This is a genomic window from Streptomyces sp. NPDC002536, assembly GCF_053594995.1.
This window is the reverse complement of the sequence record NZ_JBSFWU010000098.1, coordinates 1-14,689: the sequence shown is the minus strand read 5'-3', so window position 1 is coordinate 14,689 and position 14,689 is coordinate 1. Positions and strand designations below refer to the sequence as shown.

At 70.8% G+C, this 14,689-nt stretch carries 13 protein-coding genes; 6 read left to right on the top strand and 7 right to left on the bottom strand.

Annotated elements, in window-relative coordinates:
• Positions 1 to 15 precede the first annotated feature (15 nt).
• Positions 16 to 2,949 (bottom strand): BTAD domain-containing putative transcriptional regulator, encoded by a 2,934-nt coding sequence (locus ACWD4B_RS28140; protein WP_451423388.1) that lies wholly within the window; start codon positions 2,947 to 2,949, stop codon positions 16 to 18.
• A gap of 216 nt (positions 2,950 to 3,165) precedes the next feature.
• On the opposite strand from ACWD4B_RS28140, the gene ACWD4B_RS28135 reads away from it, so the two are divergent.
• The 4 genes from ACWD4B_RS28135 (at position 3,166) to ACWD4B_RS28120 (ending at position 6,710) form a co-directional block, all read left to right on the top strand.
• Positions 3,166 to 3,567: a hypothetical protein gene (locus ACWD4B_RS28135; protein WP_451423387.1), complete on the top strand. Its 402-nt coding sequence runs from the start codon at positions 3,166 to 3,168 to the stop codon at positions 3,565 to 3,567.
• 87 nt (positions 3,568 to 3,654) lie between these two features.
• Positions 3,655 to 4,497, top strand: a complete 843-nt coding sequence (locus tag ACWD4B_RS28130; RefSeq protein ID WP_451423386.1) for a hypothetical protein — start codon at positions 3,655 to 3,657, stop codon at positions 4,495 to 4,497.
• Between the two features lie 173 nt (positions 4,498 to 4,670).
• Positions 4,671 to 5,243, top strand: a complete 573-nt coding sequence (locus tag ACWD4B_RS28125) for a TetR/AcrR family transcriptional regulator (RefSeq protein WP_336412040.1) — start codon at positions 4,671 to 4,673, stop codon at positions 5,241 to 5,243.
• Between the two features lie 279 nt (positions 5,244 to 5,522).
• Positions 5,523 to 6,710, top strand: a complete 1,188-nt coding sequence (locus ACWD4B_RS28120) for a GDSL-type esterase/lipase family protein (RefSeq protein ID WP_451423385.1) — start codon at positions 5,523 to 5,525, stop codon at positions 6,708 to 6,710.
• 65 nt (positions 6,711 to 6,775) lie between these two features.
• Here ACWD4B_RS28120 and ACWD4B_RS28115 read toward each other — a convergent pair whose 3' ends face one another.
• A complete protein-coding gene (locus tag ACWD4B_RS28115) occupies positions 6,776 to 8,242 on the bottom strand; it encodes an outer membrane protein assembly factor BamB family protein (protein ID WP_451423384.1) in 1,467 nt (488 codons plus the stop codon).
• Positions 8,243 to 8,570: 328 nt separating this feature from the next.
• On the opposite strand from ACWD4B_RS28115, the gene ACWD4B_RS28110 reads away from it, so the two are divergent.
• Together ACWD4B_RS28110 and ACWD4B_RS28105 are read left to right on the top strand one after the other, a co-directional pair.
• Positions 8,571 to 10,118, top strand: a complete 1,548-nt coding sequence (locus ACWD4B_RS28110; protein WP_451423383.1) for a helix-turn-helix domain-containing protein — start codon at positions 8,571 to 8,573, stop codon at positions 10,116 to 10,118.
• Positions 10,119 to 10,174: 56 nt separating this feature from the next.
• Positions 10,175 to 10,681 carry a GNAT family N-acetyltransferase gene (locus ACWD4B_RS28105; RefSeq protein ID WP_451423382.1) on the top strand — a complete coding sequence of 169 codons (507 nt, stop codon included), beginning with the start codon at positions 10,175 to 10,177 and terminating at the stop codon, positions 10,679 to 10,681.
• Positions 10,682 to 10,714: 33 nt separating this feature from the next.
• On the opposite strand, the gene ACWD4B_RS28100 is transcribed toward ACWD4B_RS28105, so the two are convergent.
• The 5 genes from ACWD4B_RS28100 to ACWD4B_RS28080 form a co-directional block, all read right to left on the bottom strand.
• Positions 10,715 to 11,359, bottom strand: coding sequence for a rhomboid family intramembrane serine protease (locus ACWD4B_RS28100; RefSeq protein ID WP_451423381.1), 645 nt, complete (start codon positions 11,357 to 11,359; stop codon positions 10,715 to 10,717).
• A gap of 92 nt (positions 11,360 to 11,451) precedes the next feature.
• Positions 11,452 to 11,814 carry a hypothetical protein gene (locus ACWD4B_RS28095; protein WP_451423380.1) on the bottom strand — a complete coding sequence of 121 codons (363 nt, stop codon included), beginning with the start codon at positions 11,812 to 11,814 and terminating at the stop codon, positions 11,452 to 11,454.
• Positions 11,815 to 11,910: 96 nt separating this feature from the next.
• On the bottom strand, positions 11,911 to 12,342 hold the full coding sequence (locus ACWD4B_RS28090) for a hypothetical protein (protein WP_451423379.1): 432 nt from the start codon (positions 12,340 to 12,342) through the stop codon (positions 11,911 to 11,913).
• A complete protein-coding gene (locus tag ACWD4B_RS28085; protein ID WP_451423378.1) occupies positions 12,270 to 13,439 on the bottom strand; it encodes a M4 family metallopeptidase in 1,170 nt (389 codons plus the stop codon). Before ACWD4B_RS28085 ends, ACWD4B_RS28090 begins: the two co-directional genes overlap by 73 nt.
• Before the next feature lie 206 nt (positions 13,440 to 13,645).
• Positions 13,646 to 14,530 carry an ATP-grasp domain-containing protein gene (locus ACWD4B_RS28080; protein ID WP_451423377.1) on the bottom strand — a complete coding sequence of 295 codons (885 nt, stop codon included), beginning with the start codon at positions 14,528 to 14,530 and terminating at the stop codon, positions 13,646 to 13,648.
• Positions 14,531 to 14,689: the final 159 nt, after the last annotated feature.

Genomic DNA, 14,689 nt, shown 5'->3' with positions numbered 1-14,689 from the left:
GACGACGCCCGCCCTTCACGGCGACGATGGCCGCGCTGGAGCATTCGTCTGATTCATTTCGCCGATCATCTGCCACAACCGCAGCGCCCGGCTTCGGTGTTGGCGCGCCATGTGATGGAGGCCGGCGGCGGCGTCCAGGTCGCCGATCAGTTGCCAGCATGTGGCCTCGTCCTGACGGTCGCCGTGCCGGTTGAACAGGCCCGCCGCGCGCTCCAACGCCGGGCCCGCCCGGTCCCGGTCGTCCTGACCCGCGTGCACGCGGCCGACTTCCAGCAGCGTGTACGCGGCGCACCGCTCGTCGGCCAGTTTCTCGAAGGTGGCCAGCGCCTGCCCCAGGCAGCGCAGCGCCTCGTCCGGATCACCGCGCCGGTCGTGCAACCGGCTGAACCGCCGCAGCACGACGGCCACGCGGTGCTCGTCATCAAGCTCCCTGGCCAGGCGCAAGGCTTCGGTGAACCAGGAGTCCGCCTCTTCGAGTTGACCCTGCATGAGTCGCATCACGGCCATGGAGCAGGACAGCTGTGCTTCGATGCGCCGGTCGCCTTCACCGACCGCGATGGCCAGCGCTTGCTCCACACGTTCGAGTGCTTCGTCGTCACGGCCCTGCACCCGGCTGACCGTACTGAGCGTCGCCACCGACAACGCCTCGCCGAGCTTGTCCCCACCGTCCCGGCACAGTTCGATGGAGGACTCCAGGGCGCGGGTGGCCCGGTCGAATTCGTCCTGGTAGATGTGCAGCTGGCCAAGTCCGCGCAGCAGCACCGATGCCCCGCGCGCGTTGCCGGCGGCTTCGGCCGCGTCCAACGCGAGTCGGTGCCCGTGCTGCCAGTCCTGATACAGACACCGGTGGTCGTAGTAGGTCGCCGTGCCGGCCGCCAGCTCCCAGGCCAGCTCGTCCAGGCCCCAGTCCACGGCCAGTTTCACGGCGCCGAGCAGGTTGTCGCGTTCCGTGTCGAACCAGCCGAACGGATCGGCCATGAGCCGGTCCACGACCGCATCGGGCAGCGATCGGCGCGGTGCCGAACCGGGCGCAGCGGCCAGCAGCCCGCCCGGCAGCCGGTCGGTGCCGCGCCTGACCAGATCGAGCCAGACGGAGAGCACCCGGACGATCGCGTCCCGCTTGTCCGCCGTCGGCAGCGGTGCAGCGATCTCCATGGCACAGGTCCTGATCAGGTCGTGCAGTCGATAGCGCGGCTCGCCGAGGGCGTCGGTGGCGGTCAGCCGCACCAGACTGGCGTCGACGAGGGTGTCCAGCACTTCTTCGCCGTCCGAGCGGTCCAGCAGCGGGCCGACCACCCAGCCGGGCAGGGTGCAGGCGCCGAGCAGACCCAGCAGACTCAGCGCGCGCACCGCGGCGGCCGGCAGCAGCCGCAGGCTCAGATCGACGCTGGCGCGCACGCTGAGATCCCCGATCCTCAGCTCGGCCAGCCGCCGGGACTCGTCCTCGATCCGTTCCCGCAGCACCCGCAGCGACCAGGCCGGGCGGCCGGTGAGCTTGGCGCTGGCGATCCGGATCGCCAGCGGCAGGTTGCCGCAGCAGTCGAGGATCGCGCCGGCCTCCGCCGGTTCCCGCTCGACCCGCCGTCGCCCGATGATGCCCGTGAACAACTCCCGCGCCTCTGCCGGGTCCAGCACGTCCAGGTCGATGTGCCGGGCGCCGGGAAGTTGCGTCAGCAGAGTGCGGCTGGTGATCAGCACGGCACAGCCGTCGGCCCCGGGCAGCAACGGCAGCACTTGATCGGCGCGGCCGGCATCGTCCAGCACCACCAGCATCCGGCGGTCCGCCAGCAACGACCGGTAGAGCGCGGCCCGTTCGGACAGCCCGTTCGGGATCGCGCTGCCGGCGATCGACAGTGCACGCAGCACCTCGGCCAGCATCAGCGCCGGGTCCCGCGGCTCGTCCGATGTCCCGGCGAGGTCGAGGTAGAGCTGGCCGTCGGGGAAGAGTGCGCTCGTCAGCCGCGCGGCGTGCGTCACCAGACAGGACTTGCCGACACCTGGACCGCCCACGACGACGGCCACCGGAGCCCGGTTCGACACCGACACGTCGAGCAATCGGGCGACCTCGGCCAGCGCGTCGGCCCGGCCCACGAAGTCGGGGACATCGAGCGGCAGTTGACGCACCGGCATCGCCATTGCCGGCCCGGGGGCCGCCGGGGCAGGGCTCTCCGGTGGCATGGCCGAGGGGCCATGTGCCGGGATCGTGGCCGTCAGGGCGGGATCTGCGGTCAGGATGCGCTGATGCAGCGTCTGCAGCGGCGGGGTGGGGTCGACGCCGAGTTCGTCGGCCAGTGTCCGGCGCAGCCGCTCGTACACCTGCAGCGCCTCGCCCTGTCTTCGACACCGGTAGAGGGCGACCATCAGGTGTTCGGCGACCTGCTCGTCGTAGGGGTGCTCGCGGAGCAGAGCGGTCAGTTCATCGACGACCTCTCGGTGACGCCCCAGGTCGAGTTCGATGGCCAGGCACCGTTTGTGCGTGGCCGCGCGTTTCTCGTTCAGCCGTGCCGCATCGATCTCCAGGGCTTGGCCGGGAATGTCGACCAGGGCGTTTCCGCGCCAGCAAGCGAGCGCCCGCCGCAGCGCGACCGCTGTCTCGAACGGGGTCGTGTGCTGTTCGGCGAGGTGTCGCTGGTGGTCGAACTCCAGCAGGTCGAGCTGGTCTTGAGCCAGGCGGATCTCGTAGCCGCCGCGCCGCGTGCTGATCAGGGTGCCGGGTGCTCCGCAGACGACGAGGTTGCGGCGCAGCCCGGAGACGGCGTCCTGGACCTGGCGGACCGCGGTGGCGGGCGCGTTCGTGTCCCACATCACGGCGACGAGCCGTTCCATGGGGACGATGTTGTTGGCGTCGATCAGAAGTGCTGCCAGCATCTTGGCCTGCCGCGGCCCGTTCAACGGGACCGTGCGTCCGGCGATCTCTGCGTGCAACGGCCCCAGTAAGCCGAATCTCATGCTCCCCCTGGTACGTGACGATGAGCGCCGTTCCTCCTGGCTGACCCCGCACTAGGACGAACCTAGGACGGCCGACGGATGTGTGTCCATAGCGTGTTGCCCCCTGAAGCTCGTCGCAGGGTGGCACGGCCGACGAACTCCGCCGTGCCCGCGGCCGCACACGCACCGCCACACCACTTCCGATCGACGAAACGACACAAGGAGCACTCATCAGCCATGGCTCGCAACTGGAAGACCTTCGGCGCACTGGCAGTCGCAGGTTGCTGCGCCACGATCGGCCTCACCACGGGCACCGCTGAGGCGCAGACAACGATCAAGACCGGCAACGTCACGCAAGCCGGTCCGTACAACGACTACGGAAGAACCGGCAACTACCAGTTCGTGGCGAACAATTGGGACAGTCGCTACCAGCGCTACCAGCAGTCGTTCGTCTGGGTATCCGGGCAGGACGGCGGCAAGGACATGGCCCACTGCCTCCGGGGCAACGGCGGAGGAAACTGGTACGAGTCCTCGATCGTCGCGCGCCACGGTACGAACTCCTCGCACTACGACTGCACCAGCAACGGCACCTACAACCGGGGTTTCGACCAGGTGGGCGTCGACCTGAGCAACTGGTGACAGTTGCCTGAGCAGGCAGCGCAAGTCCTGGTGCGCCCCGGTTCGGAGCGCACCGGGGCACACCGGCCGAAGGAGGAGGCCCGGACGATGCTGGGCAGACACAAGACCCTTGCGGTCGCACTGGCCGTGATCATTGCCGCGACGGTCGCGGCGGGGTTCGCGTATTTCCCGTCCGACGACGGCCGGACGGCCCGGGCGAGGGCCAACACCCGCCGTTTCGTGCTGATCCTGGCAGGCGCTTCCGGCCAGTCGGAGTCGGGAAAATTCGACCTCGAGGTTGCCGCTCGCACGGAGGCCCTGACATCCGCATGCATGAAGTCGCACGGCTTCCAGTACCTGCCCAAGGACCCGCACAGCGTGGTTGACGTCGAGGACGCATCAGACTTTTCGAGCCTCGACTACGCGCGCAAACACGGGTTCGGGATATCGGTGTTCCCCCACTTCGCCCCTGAGGCCACGGCAGCCAAGAGCTACGTGAAGAGCCTTTCAGCTGCTTCCCTCAAGGCTTACGATGCGGCCCTCCCCGGGTGCGTGGACAGCTCGCAGCGCACAACCGAGAAGGAATACGGAATCCCGGAGGCGAACTCCGAGTGGGCTCGGGTGGACGGTGAGGTGCAGCACGACAGACGTTACCGATCGGCACTTGAGACGTGGAGATCCTGTGCGGCGGCGGTCGGGCATCCGGCGCAATCCCGTCTCGCGCTCATCACGGACCTGCGCAAGGAATACACGTCCGTGATGGCCGGCGTTCAGGGTGGGGACCACGTGCTGCCGCAGGACCAACTGGCGCCGCTGGCCGCCCAGAATCCCAAGTGGCAGAAGTTCCATCAATCGGAACTCGATGCCGCCGTGGCGACATTTCCCTGCTCACAAGCCGCCGATCGGACATACGTGTCCACCTTCCTCCAGTACCTGAACCGGAACAGCTGAGGGCGGCACGCCGGAGGGAGCCGCCGCCGGCACGGCCGACGGCCCGAGAGGCGGACGGCACCCGCCCCTCGGCCTCGCTCCTCCACATACTCGATGCGATTTGCCTAAAGGCTTTAGGCACCCACATAATCGTTTCTGCCCGCAGGAGGCCCAGAAGGACCAAGAGGAGAGCCATGGCGCGCGCAGGACTGACCACGGAACGCCTGACCCGGGCGGGGGCGGAGCTGGCCGACGAGGTCGGCTTCGAGCAGGTGACCGTCTCGGCGCTCGCCCGGCGGTTCGACGTCAAGGTCGCGAGCCTGTACTCGCACCTGAAGAGCTCCCAGGATCTCAAGACCCGGATCGCCCTGCTCGCACTGGAGGAACTCGCCGACCGGGCCGCCGACGCCATGGCCGGGCGGGCCGGCAAGGACGCCCTGACCGCCTTCGCGAACGTCCTCCGCGACTACGCCCGGGAGCATCCCGGCCGCTACGCAGCGGCCCGTCTCCGGCTCGACCCGGAGACGGCTGCCGCCAGCGCCGGCGTCAGGCATGCGCGGATGATGCGGGCGATCCTGCGCGGCTACGACCTGGAGGAGCCCGACCAGACGCATGCGGTCCGGTTGTTGGGCAGCGTCTTCCACGGCTACGTCAGCCTGGAGGCGGGCGGAGGGTTCAGCCACAGCGCCCCCGACTCGCAGGAATCGTGGTCCCGGATCCTGGACTCCCTCGACGCCCTGCTGCGCAACTGGCCTGCGGCACCCTAGGGCGTGTCCGGCGGGTCTTCGTTGCGCGGCACCACGGCGCCCCGAAGGGGCGCGGGGAACTGCGCGACCAGCCACGACGCGCCCGCAGTCGAGGTTCTCGGGGCTTCGCCCCGGACCCCTGAGCTGCTGCGTCGGCTGCAGGCCAGCGGTGGCTGATCGCGCCCACGCGGCGGAGCCGCACATCGAAACAGCCCCGCGCCCCGAAGGGGCGCGATCACGCACCGCCCCGCGCGCCCCGCCGCTCCGTCATCCGTAAACGTTGATCGACAAGACGAGAGCATGAACACCACCAAGCACGACTGGATCACCACGCCCATCACCGCGGATCTCCTGCGCGGCGCCCTCGAGTTGGAGCACACCGCGCACGGGGTGCTGCCGCACCGGCTGCCCGCGTGGGCCCGCGCCCAGTGCACCGACGGTCAGCTCGCCATGGCCGAGGCCCAGCCCTCCGGCATACGGCTGGTCCTCCGGACCCGGGCCACCGCCGTCGAGCTGGACACGCTGCCCACCAAGCGCGTCTACGCGGGCGCCCCGCCCCGTCCGGACGGTGTGTACGACCTGCTCGTCGACGGCCGACCGGCCGGTCAGGGCGGCGTGGCCGGCGGCAACACTCTGACCATCGACATGACGACCGGAACCGCCGAGAGCCGGCCCGGACCGGTCGGCACCCTCCGTTTCACCGGGCTGCCCGGCCGGGACAAGGACGTCGAGATCTGGCTGCCGCACAACGAGACCACCGAACTCGTCGCCCTGCGCACCGACGCCCCCGTCGGGCCCGCGCCGGACCGTGGCCGCAAGGTGTGGCTGCACCACGGCAGTTCGATCAGCCACGGTTCCGACGCCGCGAGCCCCACGACGATCTGGCCCGCACGCGCCGCGTCCCTCGGCGGCGTGGAACTGATCAACCTGGGGCTGGGCGGCAGCGCGCTGCTCGACCCGTTCGTCGCCCGTACCGTGCGCGACACCCCGGCCGACCTGATCAGCGTCAAGATCGGCATCAATCTCGTCAACACCGACCTGATGCGCCTGCGTGCCTTCGGCCCTGCCGTCCACGGCTTCCTCGACACCATCCGTGATGGCCACCCCACCGCACCGCTGCTGGTCGTCTCGCCCGTCCTGTGCCCCATCCACGAGGACACCCCGGGGCCCAGCGCACCGGACTTCACCGCCCTCGCCGCCGGACGACTGCAGTTCCGGGCCGCGGGTGATCCGGCGGAGCGCGCGAGCGGGAAGCTGACCCTGGGCGTCGTCCGGGACGAACTGGCCCGCATCGTGCAGCAGCGCGCGGCCGACGACCCGAACCTGCACTATCTCGACGGCCGCGAACTCTACGGCCAGGGCGACTCCGCCGAACTGCCGCTGCCCGACGGGCTCCACCCGGACGCCGCCACCCACCGTCTCATCGGTGAACGCTTCGCCGGGCTGGTGTTCAGCAACGGCGGTCCCTTCGCGGACCGCAGCACCTGACATCGGCAGGGCGCGATGCACACGCACATGCATGCACATCGAGCCCTGCCCTGCTGCTGCCGTCGTCAGGAAGCCGGCAGGGCGATCAGTGCCTTCTGCCGTGCTTTCGGGGCCTGTCCCGGCTTCTCGCTGACGTAGCCCGCCGAGAGGTACAGCCGCCCGTGGCTGACCAGGGCCAGCGGGTCGGAGCCGATCCATGCGGTACGGGGCGTCGGCGCATAGCGGCGCACCAGCGTCTGACGGCCTGTTGCGGGATCGAAGCGCACGAGCCGGGCAGGGTCGTGGATGTTGCCCGCCATGTAGGCCAGGACGTCGTCGGTGTCCGAGGCGACGGCGTAGAAGTCCTGCAGGTAGCCGCGCGACCGCTGCTCCCACAGACGCTGTCCGTTCGTCAGCGACCAGGCGACCAGCTTGTTGTTGTCGGTCGCGTCCGTCTCCTTGCTCTGCGCCACGACGAAGATCTTGTCGCCCTTGATCTGGACGTTGGCGGCAGGGCTGCCGTCGGTGGTCAGCAGTTCGCGGTCGGTGTCGGAGCCGCCGGCGAGGCGGGTGCGGAGCCGGCCGTCGTCGTCGAGCACCACCGGGCGCAGCTGCTTCATGTCGCGGGACTCGGGCACGTTGACGACGACCGGCGAGGTGGCAAGTACCTTGGCTTCGCCGCCGTGTTCACCGAGCCGGTAGGCCCACTGGGGGCGTCCCGTGGCGGGGTCGACGCCGACGGCGTCGTAGACGGTGTCGCGGGCCTCGTTCCAGCAGGACTGCAGGCGGACGAGCCGGTGGCCGCCGGTGTAGCCCATGCTGATGTTGCCATGGGTGCCCTGGCAGTCCTTGCCGCCGAGGAGTTCGTCGGTCTCCTTCCACAGCAGGGTGCCGTCGCCGACCCGCAATGCGCTGGTGCGGTGCCCGGCCGCCGAGACGACCACGGTGTCACCGCTGCGGGCGATCTTGTCGCCCGCGCCGATGACCTTGTCGTCGGCGTCGAGGGTGTGCTCCCAGAGCACCCTGCCGGAGGCCAGATCGACGGCGGCGAAGGTGGAGCAGATGTCCCCCTTGCCACGGGCGAAGACGGCGACGCCGCCGGTGGAGTCGGTGGATGCCTGGCAGAGCCTGGTGCCGTCGGGGTTGCGGGTGGTCCACAACTCCTTGCCGCTGTCCGGTTCGTAGGCGTGGACGCCGTCCGGCAGGGCCTTGACGACGGCCTTGTCCGTGAACCAGACGCCGCGGATCATCTGCGGGTGCTCGGCGCCGGTCGGCATGTAGGGCACGCTCCACGACCCCTTGCCGGCCTCCGCCCCACGGTGCCACCCTCCCGGGCGCACGCCCAGGGCGGGCCACAACCACCAGACGCCGACGGCCACGACGGCGGCGAAGGCGAGGAGCGCGGCCACGACCATGCCGACGATCCTGGCCGAGGACGTGGTGGCCGGTGCGGGCGCGCCGCCGTACCGGGGTGCAGGCGCGGTGACGGCGCTGCCGTCGGCCGGCTGCTGCTCGTGGGACGGCAGGGGGCTTCGGTGTGCGGCATCGTTCACCGCGGGGTACTCCTCGGGCAGTCGGGCCCACTCGGCCGCGAACGCCTTTCCGGCACCCGGCGTGTGGTCGGTCGTCGGTCTGTCGTCCGACGGCCATTTCTATCAAACCGGGGCAGGGTGCTCCTCTCCGCCTCCTCTCCGCCTCCGTTCCCCCTCTTCTCCGGCCCGTATATCGCTGAAGGGGAACGGGGTTTGCGCTCCGGAATCCGCGGTGATGCCCTGATCACTCTCGGTTCCTCCTTGCGCGGTGGGATCGCACCTCCGGTGCCGGAATGCGCAGTGTCCGCCCGAACGGGTAGTCTGCGGCCCACATATACTGGGGGGTAATATGCAAGTCCGGGCACACGAGACATTCCTGTCCGACCCGCGCAGCCGCAGAGCCGACGACGTGCTGGCCATGCACCGCTCCGCCCGCAGGGGCGGCACCCGGTCCCTGCTGCGATGGCTCGCCGGGCGCACCGGAGTTCACGTACTGCTGATCGCCACCGACGGCACGGTCCTGGCCGCGGACGGCGGCACCGGAGCAGCGGGCCACACCGAACTCGCCCGGAGCGGAGCGGAGGAGCTGCACTCCCGCGGCCTGGGGTCTCTGGCCCTCGACGGAGAGAGCAGTACGGCCCTCCTGGTCTCTCTGAACGGAGCGCGGAAACACTCCGCGCCCGCCCTCGCCGCCGTCACGCCCCGGCCGGTGCCGGACGGATTGGCGCTGCTGCTCTCCGACGTGGCATCGGCTCTGGACCTGTGCTGGAGGTCGGAACAGGCCGAACGGCAGTGGCGCCGCCTCGAACTCGCCGAGGTGCGCAACCGGGAGGCAGTGCTGCACCTGCTGATGAACGGTCATGTCGCCACCGCACGGCAGATCGCGGACGTCCTGGAGCCGGCGCTGCCCGACATGATCCGGTACCTCGTCGCCGAGGCCCCGCCCCGCCTGCGGAGTGCGTTGGCACGCAGGTGTGCCGAACTCGCGCCCGGCGCCTGGGTCGTACCGTGTCCGGTGTACGAGGACCACGTGCTCGTCCTGGCCCCGTCGGCCCCCGGAGCAGGTGCCGAGGAGGCCCGGGCGCTCGCCTCGGCCGTTGCAGAGGCATCGGGCGACTTCGCGGTCGGCGTGAGCGAGGCCGTCCCCCTGCGCGACGCGGCCACCGGCTACGCGCAGGCCTTCCACGCCCTGGTGACGGCGCGCAGCCGTACGGACCGATGGGCGACGTTCACCTGCCGGCCCGATCCCGCCCTCGTGCTCGGGCCGACGGCGCGGGAGTGGGCCGCGCAGGTGCTGGCGCCCCTGCGCACGTACTTCGCACGGCGCCCCCAGGACCCCGACAGCGCCGAACTCGCCGTCACAGCGAACTCCTGGCTCGCTTTCTCCTCACAGGCGACCACCTACCTCAAGATCCACCGGAACACCCTGTCCGCCCGGCTGAGGCTCATGGAGGACCTGCTGTCCCTCGACCTGGACCGGCTCGCCGACCAGTCCCTCCTGGCGCTGGCCCTGCGCGCGGACTCCGGCCCGCGCACCCGCCCTTCGGAGCCCGGCACCGTCCGGGACACGGCGCCGCGCTCGCTCGACGACCTCCTGACCCGGCCGGCCGCCGTGGAGTGGGCCCGCAACCTGCTGCGCCCCGTCGAGGCGCTCTCCCCCGCCACCGGCCTCGGGCACACGCTGGACACCTGGCTGCGCAACGACGCCCGGCTCGCCCCCACGGCCACGGAGATGTCGCTGTCGACCACGGCGGTCCGCAAACGTCTCACCCGCGTCGAGGAACTCCTCGGACGCTCCCTGCTCCGCGCCCCCAGTGACCGTCACGACCTGTGGCTCGCCAAACGCGCCCTGCACCTCACGGATGCCGCGCGGCAGTGCGCGGCAATGCCCGGTTGAGGCACCTCGTGGATGCGCTGCGGACGGCGCCCCACCCGGACTTGGAGAATGGATCCATGCATATCCGAGCAGCACACCTGGACGAACTGCCTGTCCTCCAGGACATCGAGAGAGCCGCCGGACAGTGTTTCCGGACGATCGGCATGCCCGAGATCGCCGACGACGAGCCTCCCTCGATCGGCGAACTCGCCCGCCACCAGCGCGCCGGCCTGGCCTGGGTCGCGGTCGACGACGCCGATGTCCCGGTCGCGTATCTGATCGCGGACCGCGTCGACGGCAACCTCCATGTGGAGCAGGTGTCGGTGCATCCGGGCAGTGCGCGTCGCGGTATCGGCCGGTCCCTGCTGGACGTGCTGGCCGCCCGGGCCATGAGCGAGGGGGCGCCCGCGCTGACCCTCACCACGTTCACCGGGGTTCCGTGGAACGCCCCTTACTACGCGCGCCTGGGTTTCCTGCCCCTGGACGACGGCGAACTCACCCCCGGCCTGGAGCGGATCCGCCGGCACGAAGCGGCACTCGGCCTGGACCGGTGGCCGCGGACCTGCATGCGCCGGACGCTGTGAGTCGGACACTGCGAGTCGGGCGCTGCGCCAGCATCAACTCCGGGTGTTTGCAAGGGTGATGGCCGCACCCAGGAGCGAGCCGGCCAGGACACCGATGCCGTGGTTGTTCCGAAGGACGCACAGCACCACGCCCGCGGCCGGGACCAGCAGCGAGAGCCGGCGCAGCGCCATGCGTTCACCGGTCAGGACGTACGAGCACGCGAGGGCGCCGACCAGGCCGCACAGCCCGACCGAGTCGCCGCCGCCGTGCACGCTCCAGCCCGCCATGCTCACCGCGTGTGCGGCGGCACCGCTCACCACGAAGAGCAGCGGCATGCGGACCGGGCCGAACAGCCGCTGCGCGGCCGGGGCGACGACCGCGGCCGCGACGAGGTTGAAGGCGAGCTGGCCCGGGCCCGAGGTCTGCACCAGCAGCGCGGTGAGCGCCCGCCACCACGGTCCGTCGGGCGTGCGCTCCAGATGGGGCATGACACCGGGAACGGCCGTCTGCACCGCGGCCATCACCGCCATCACCCCGACCAGTACCGCGGCGGCCCACGGCACCGGACGCCCCCACAGCGTGCGCACCAGCTCGGGCGGAGCGACCCGGCGCCGGCCCGTCTGCGCCGTGATGACCTCGGCACCGGGCATGACCACGGCGGCCGCACAGGTGTACAGGGCGATGGTGTGCACGTTCATGGCCCAAGCCTGCCGAATGCGGGGCTCCGGACGGCAGGGAGGGATGTGGGGCGGCCGTCGTGACAAATGTACTGGCGGCCGGTGTCAGGGCATCACCCGCCGGTCGGGGCGGTGGCCTTGTCGTCCTCGTCCTCTCTGTCGTCCTGGTTGTCGTCCTCTCCCTCGTCGGCCCGGACCTTCTGCCACGCGCGGATCTCGGCCTCGGCGACGGGCTCGAACTCCGGCCGGTGCTCGGCGACGCGCACCCAGACGTACGCGCGGCGGCGGTGGTTCTCGGCGCGCTCGCCCTCCGGCACCGGCTCGCCCTGCAGAGCGGCGGACAGGAAGTCGTCGCTCTGCTCGGCCAGTGCGGCGAGCAGGAGCAGGGCGTCACCGGGGTGGGCGACGTCGGGGCCGGTCGCCGACAGCAGGAGCGTACGGTCCTCGGCCACTTCATCGGGCTGCTGTTCACTCATCCGGGTCTCCTTCCGAACATCTGAACCCCGCCCTGCCTCAACGACGCCGCGGCCGCAGGGACACGCATCCCTGCGGCCGGGCCTGCGCCGTACCGGTCAGCCGCAGCGTCCGGCCGGGCGGGAACGGGTGACGAGGTCGGTGTAGCCGGTCGTGGCGTCGAACCACACCACCCGGGTGCCGCTGTCGGCCGCACCCGACAGTTGCTCACCGCGGTTGCAGGAGACCCGCACCCTGCGTGAGCCGTCGGTGGAGAACTGCCAGAGCTTGGACAGCGTCTCGTTGCGGTACTGCGGGTCGGCCGTCCGCGCGGTGACGGTCACCGCGCCCTCGGTGGCCGACAGGCGGGTGCCCTGCAGCGCGTCCTTGCCGCTGCCCGGGCTGATGTCGATGACACCGGAGCCGTCGAGGTTCACGCGGCGCACCGCGGTCAGGTCGCTGGGCCAGTGGTCCCTGGTCAGCCAGAAGACGTACTTGCCGGTGACGGCGGTCTGGTGGACCGACTCCTGGGGCGTGAGCTGCTGCAGCACCGTCCGCTTCCCCGTCGCGGTGTCCAGAACCTCGATGTCGGTGCGCCACTTGCGGTTCTCGCGGTGCCAGTCGACAAAGGCGATCCGGCCGTCGGCGATGGACGGCATGGACGTGGACGGGCCGCGTCCCGGGCCGTCGCCGCCCGGCGTGATGTACGTCGGGTCCGTGTCGCCCATCCGCAGGTACACCCGGCGAGCGGCCGGGCGAGGATCTCCGTCTTCCAGCCCTTGTACGCCTGCCACACCACGGTCTTGCCGTCGGTGACCGGAGAGACGTGGTAGCGGCCGTCGTTGGGGCTGATCAGCTTGGGCGCGCCGGAGCCGTCGGTGCGCCCGGCCCAGACCGAGTAGGCCTCGCTGCCGTCGTCGTTGGACCGGGAGGCGGTCCACCAGCCGCCGCCCGCGCCGACGCCGGTGTCGATGGTGTTCACCTTGCCGAGCAGCTGGTCGGAGTCCACGCCCACGGCCAGTTCCCAGTTCGGGACGATGCCGTGGGCGTTGAAGGCGCGCTCGACGGACTTCAGGTCGTCGTCCGGGACCTTGAGGTCCTTGGCGGCGGCGATGACCGCGTCGCGGCCCTCGGTGAAGCCGTCGAGGGGCGTCATGTACGCGGTGAGCGCCCTGTAGACGATCCTGTCGGCGAGCGTGCGGTCCAGATCCTTGCGGATGTCCCACAACGCGCCCGAGAAGATGGTGGAGTTGAGATGGACGCCTCCGCTGTCGGTGCCGAAGCCCGCGCCGACGAAGGATCCGGAGGTGGTCCTGCCGTCGTTCAGGTCGCGGAGCGCGCAGTCGCGCGGGGCCTTCGTGCGGCACAGCGTGCCGCCCACGAGGCCGGAGTCGGGGCTGTCCGTGGGGATGTTGTAGGTGTCGTCCTTGAGCGCGGTGCCGAAGTAGTCGGCGATCGCCTCGTCCAGGGCACCGGACTGGCCTGCGTAGACGAGGTTCGCGCTGTTCTCGACGACGCCCTGCGTCATCTCGTGGCCGACGACGTCCAGGCCGGCGGAGAGCGGGCGGTACTCGCTGTCGCCGCTGCCGTACACCGCCTTGGTGCCGTCCCAGAAGGCGTTGCCGTACGGTCCGCCGTAATCGCGCACGCCGACGAGGGAGTGCAACGCGTCCGAAGCCTGTCCGACCGGACAGGCGTCTTGGGCAGGGCCATGCAAGCGGGGATATGACAGCGGTATCAACGGTTACGGTTTCCGCCGGACGGCTTTCGGCCTTGATCGATCCGATGTCGGGACGTGTAGAGGCCCGAAGGGGGTGCACTGTGCACGAACCGATCGCCCTGCGCTGCGGCCCGTCATGACGGGCGGCGGCGCTCCGTCCGTACGGCCTCGACGAAGCGCTCCAGGGCCTGCGGGTCGTGCCGGAGGAACAAGTTGGGCTCGATGAGCTCCAGTTCCATGACCACCGGGTCACCGGCCTCGTTCAGTGCGAGGTCCACCCGTGCGAACAGCAGCGGGTCCAGTGCGGGAATCGCCGCCAGGGCCTGGAGCGCCGTGCGGATCTCCGTCTCGGTCGGCTTGTAACGGGTCACACCGGGGTGGGGTGCCCTGTCGTTGTCGATCACTCCCGGTTCGTTCAGGAGGGGCTGTTTGCGGATCGCGTGGCTGAAGGTGCCGGAGAAGAAGGCCAGGGCGCGTTCGCCTTCCTCCACGCGGCGCAGGTACGGCTGGATCATCACGGCGCGGCCCTGGTCCAGGAGCATGCGGGCGTGGCGTACGGCGTCGGCACGGCAGTCGGGCTCGTAGCGCGCGGTGTCGCGTGCGCCCAGGGAGACCACGGGTTTGACCACCACTCCCCCGGCCGCGTCGACGTCCGCCTCGCTGCACGGCCGGCCGGGTTCGAGCCATCGCGTCGGGACGACCGGGACCCCGCGTTCGGCGAGGTGGCGCAGGTAGTGCTTGTCGCTGTTCCAGCGCACCACGGGCGCCGGGTTCCGCAGCCGGGTGGCGTGGGCCGTCGCGTCGGCCCACGCCAGGAATTCGCCGAGGCGGTCCACGTAGTCCCAGGTCGAGCGGATGACCGCCAGGTCGAACCGGTCCCAGCGCACGGAGTCCGCGTCCCAGGGCACCGCTTCCGCGGCGCAGCCGTCGGCGCGGAGCGCCTCGACGAGCAGGGGGAGGTCCTCGTCGTGCTCGGCGCCGACGTCACTCGTCACCAGCGCGATCCTGTCAGCGCCCATGCGACTCTCCTGTCTCAGCAGCCCCTGCTACAGAAGACCACGCCGGACGCAGCCGGGCGGGGTACGGGCACGGCTTCGCCGTGTCGCGGTGCGGCAGCGCCCCGAAGGGGCGCGGGGAACTGCGCGACCGGCCACCGACGGCCTGCAGCCGACGCACCA

What these genes read in the sequence shown, in the direction of transcription:
- ACWD4B_RS28105 (WP_451423382.1), top strand. Translation starts at nt 10,175, where the DNA reads ATGCATATCCGAGCAGCACACCTGGACGAACTGCCTGTCCTCCAGGAC.
- ACWD4B_RS28125 (WP_336412040.1), top strand. Translation starts at nt 4,671, where the DNA reads ATGGCGCGCGCAGGACTGACCACGGAACGCCTGACCCGGGCGGGGGCG.
- ACWD4B_RS28135 (WP_451423387.1), top strand. Translation starts at nt 3,166, where the DNA reads ATGGCTCGCAACTGGAAGACCTTCGGCGCACTGGCAGTCGCAGGTTGC.
- ACWD4B_RS28100 (WP_451423381.1), bottom strand. Translation starts at nt 11,359, where the DNA reads ATGAACGTGCACACCATCGCCCTGTACACCTGTGCGGCCGCCGTGGTC.
- ACWD4B_RS28080 (WP_451423377.1), bottom strand. Translation starts at nt 14,530, where the DNA reads ATGGGCGCTGACAGGATCGCGCTGGTGACGAGTGACGTCGGCGCCGAG.
- ACWD4B_RS28120 (WP_451423385.1), top strand. Translation starts at nt 5,523, where the DNA reads ATGAACACCACCAAGCACGACTGGATCACCACGCCCATCACCGCGGAT.
- ACWD4B_RS28140 (WP_451423388.1), bottom strand. Translation starts at nt 2,949, where the DNA reads ATGAGATTCGGCTTACTGGGGCCGTTGCACGCAGAGATCGCCGGACGC.
- ACWD4B_RS28110 (WP_451423383.1), top strand. Translation starts at nt 8,571, where the DNA reads ATGCAAGTCCGGGCACACGAGACATTCCTGTCCGACCCGCGCAGCCGC.
- ACWD4B_RS28095 (WP_451423380.1), bottom strand. Translation starts at nt 11,814, where the DNA reads ATGAGTGAACAGCAGCCCGATGAAGTGGCCGAGGACCGTACGCTCCTG.
- ACWD4B_RS28130 (WP_451423386.1), top strand. Translation starts at nt 3,655, where the DNA reads ATGCTGGGCAGACACAAGACCCTTGCGGTCGCACTGGCCGTGATCATT.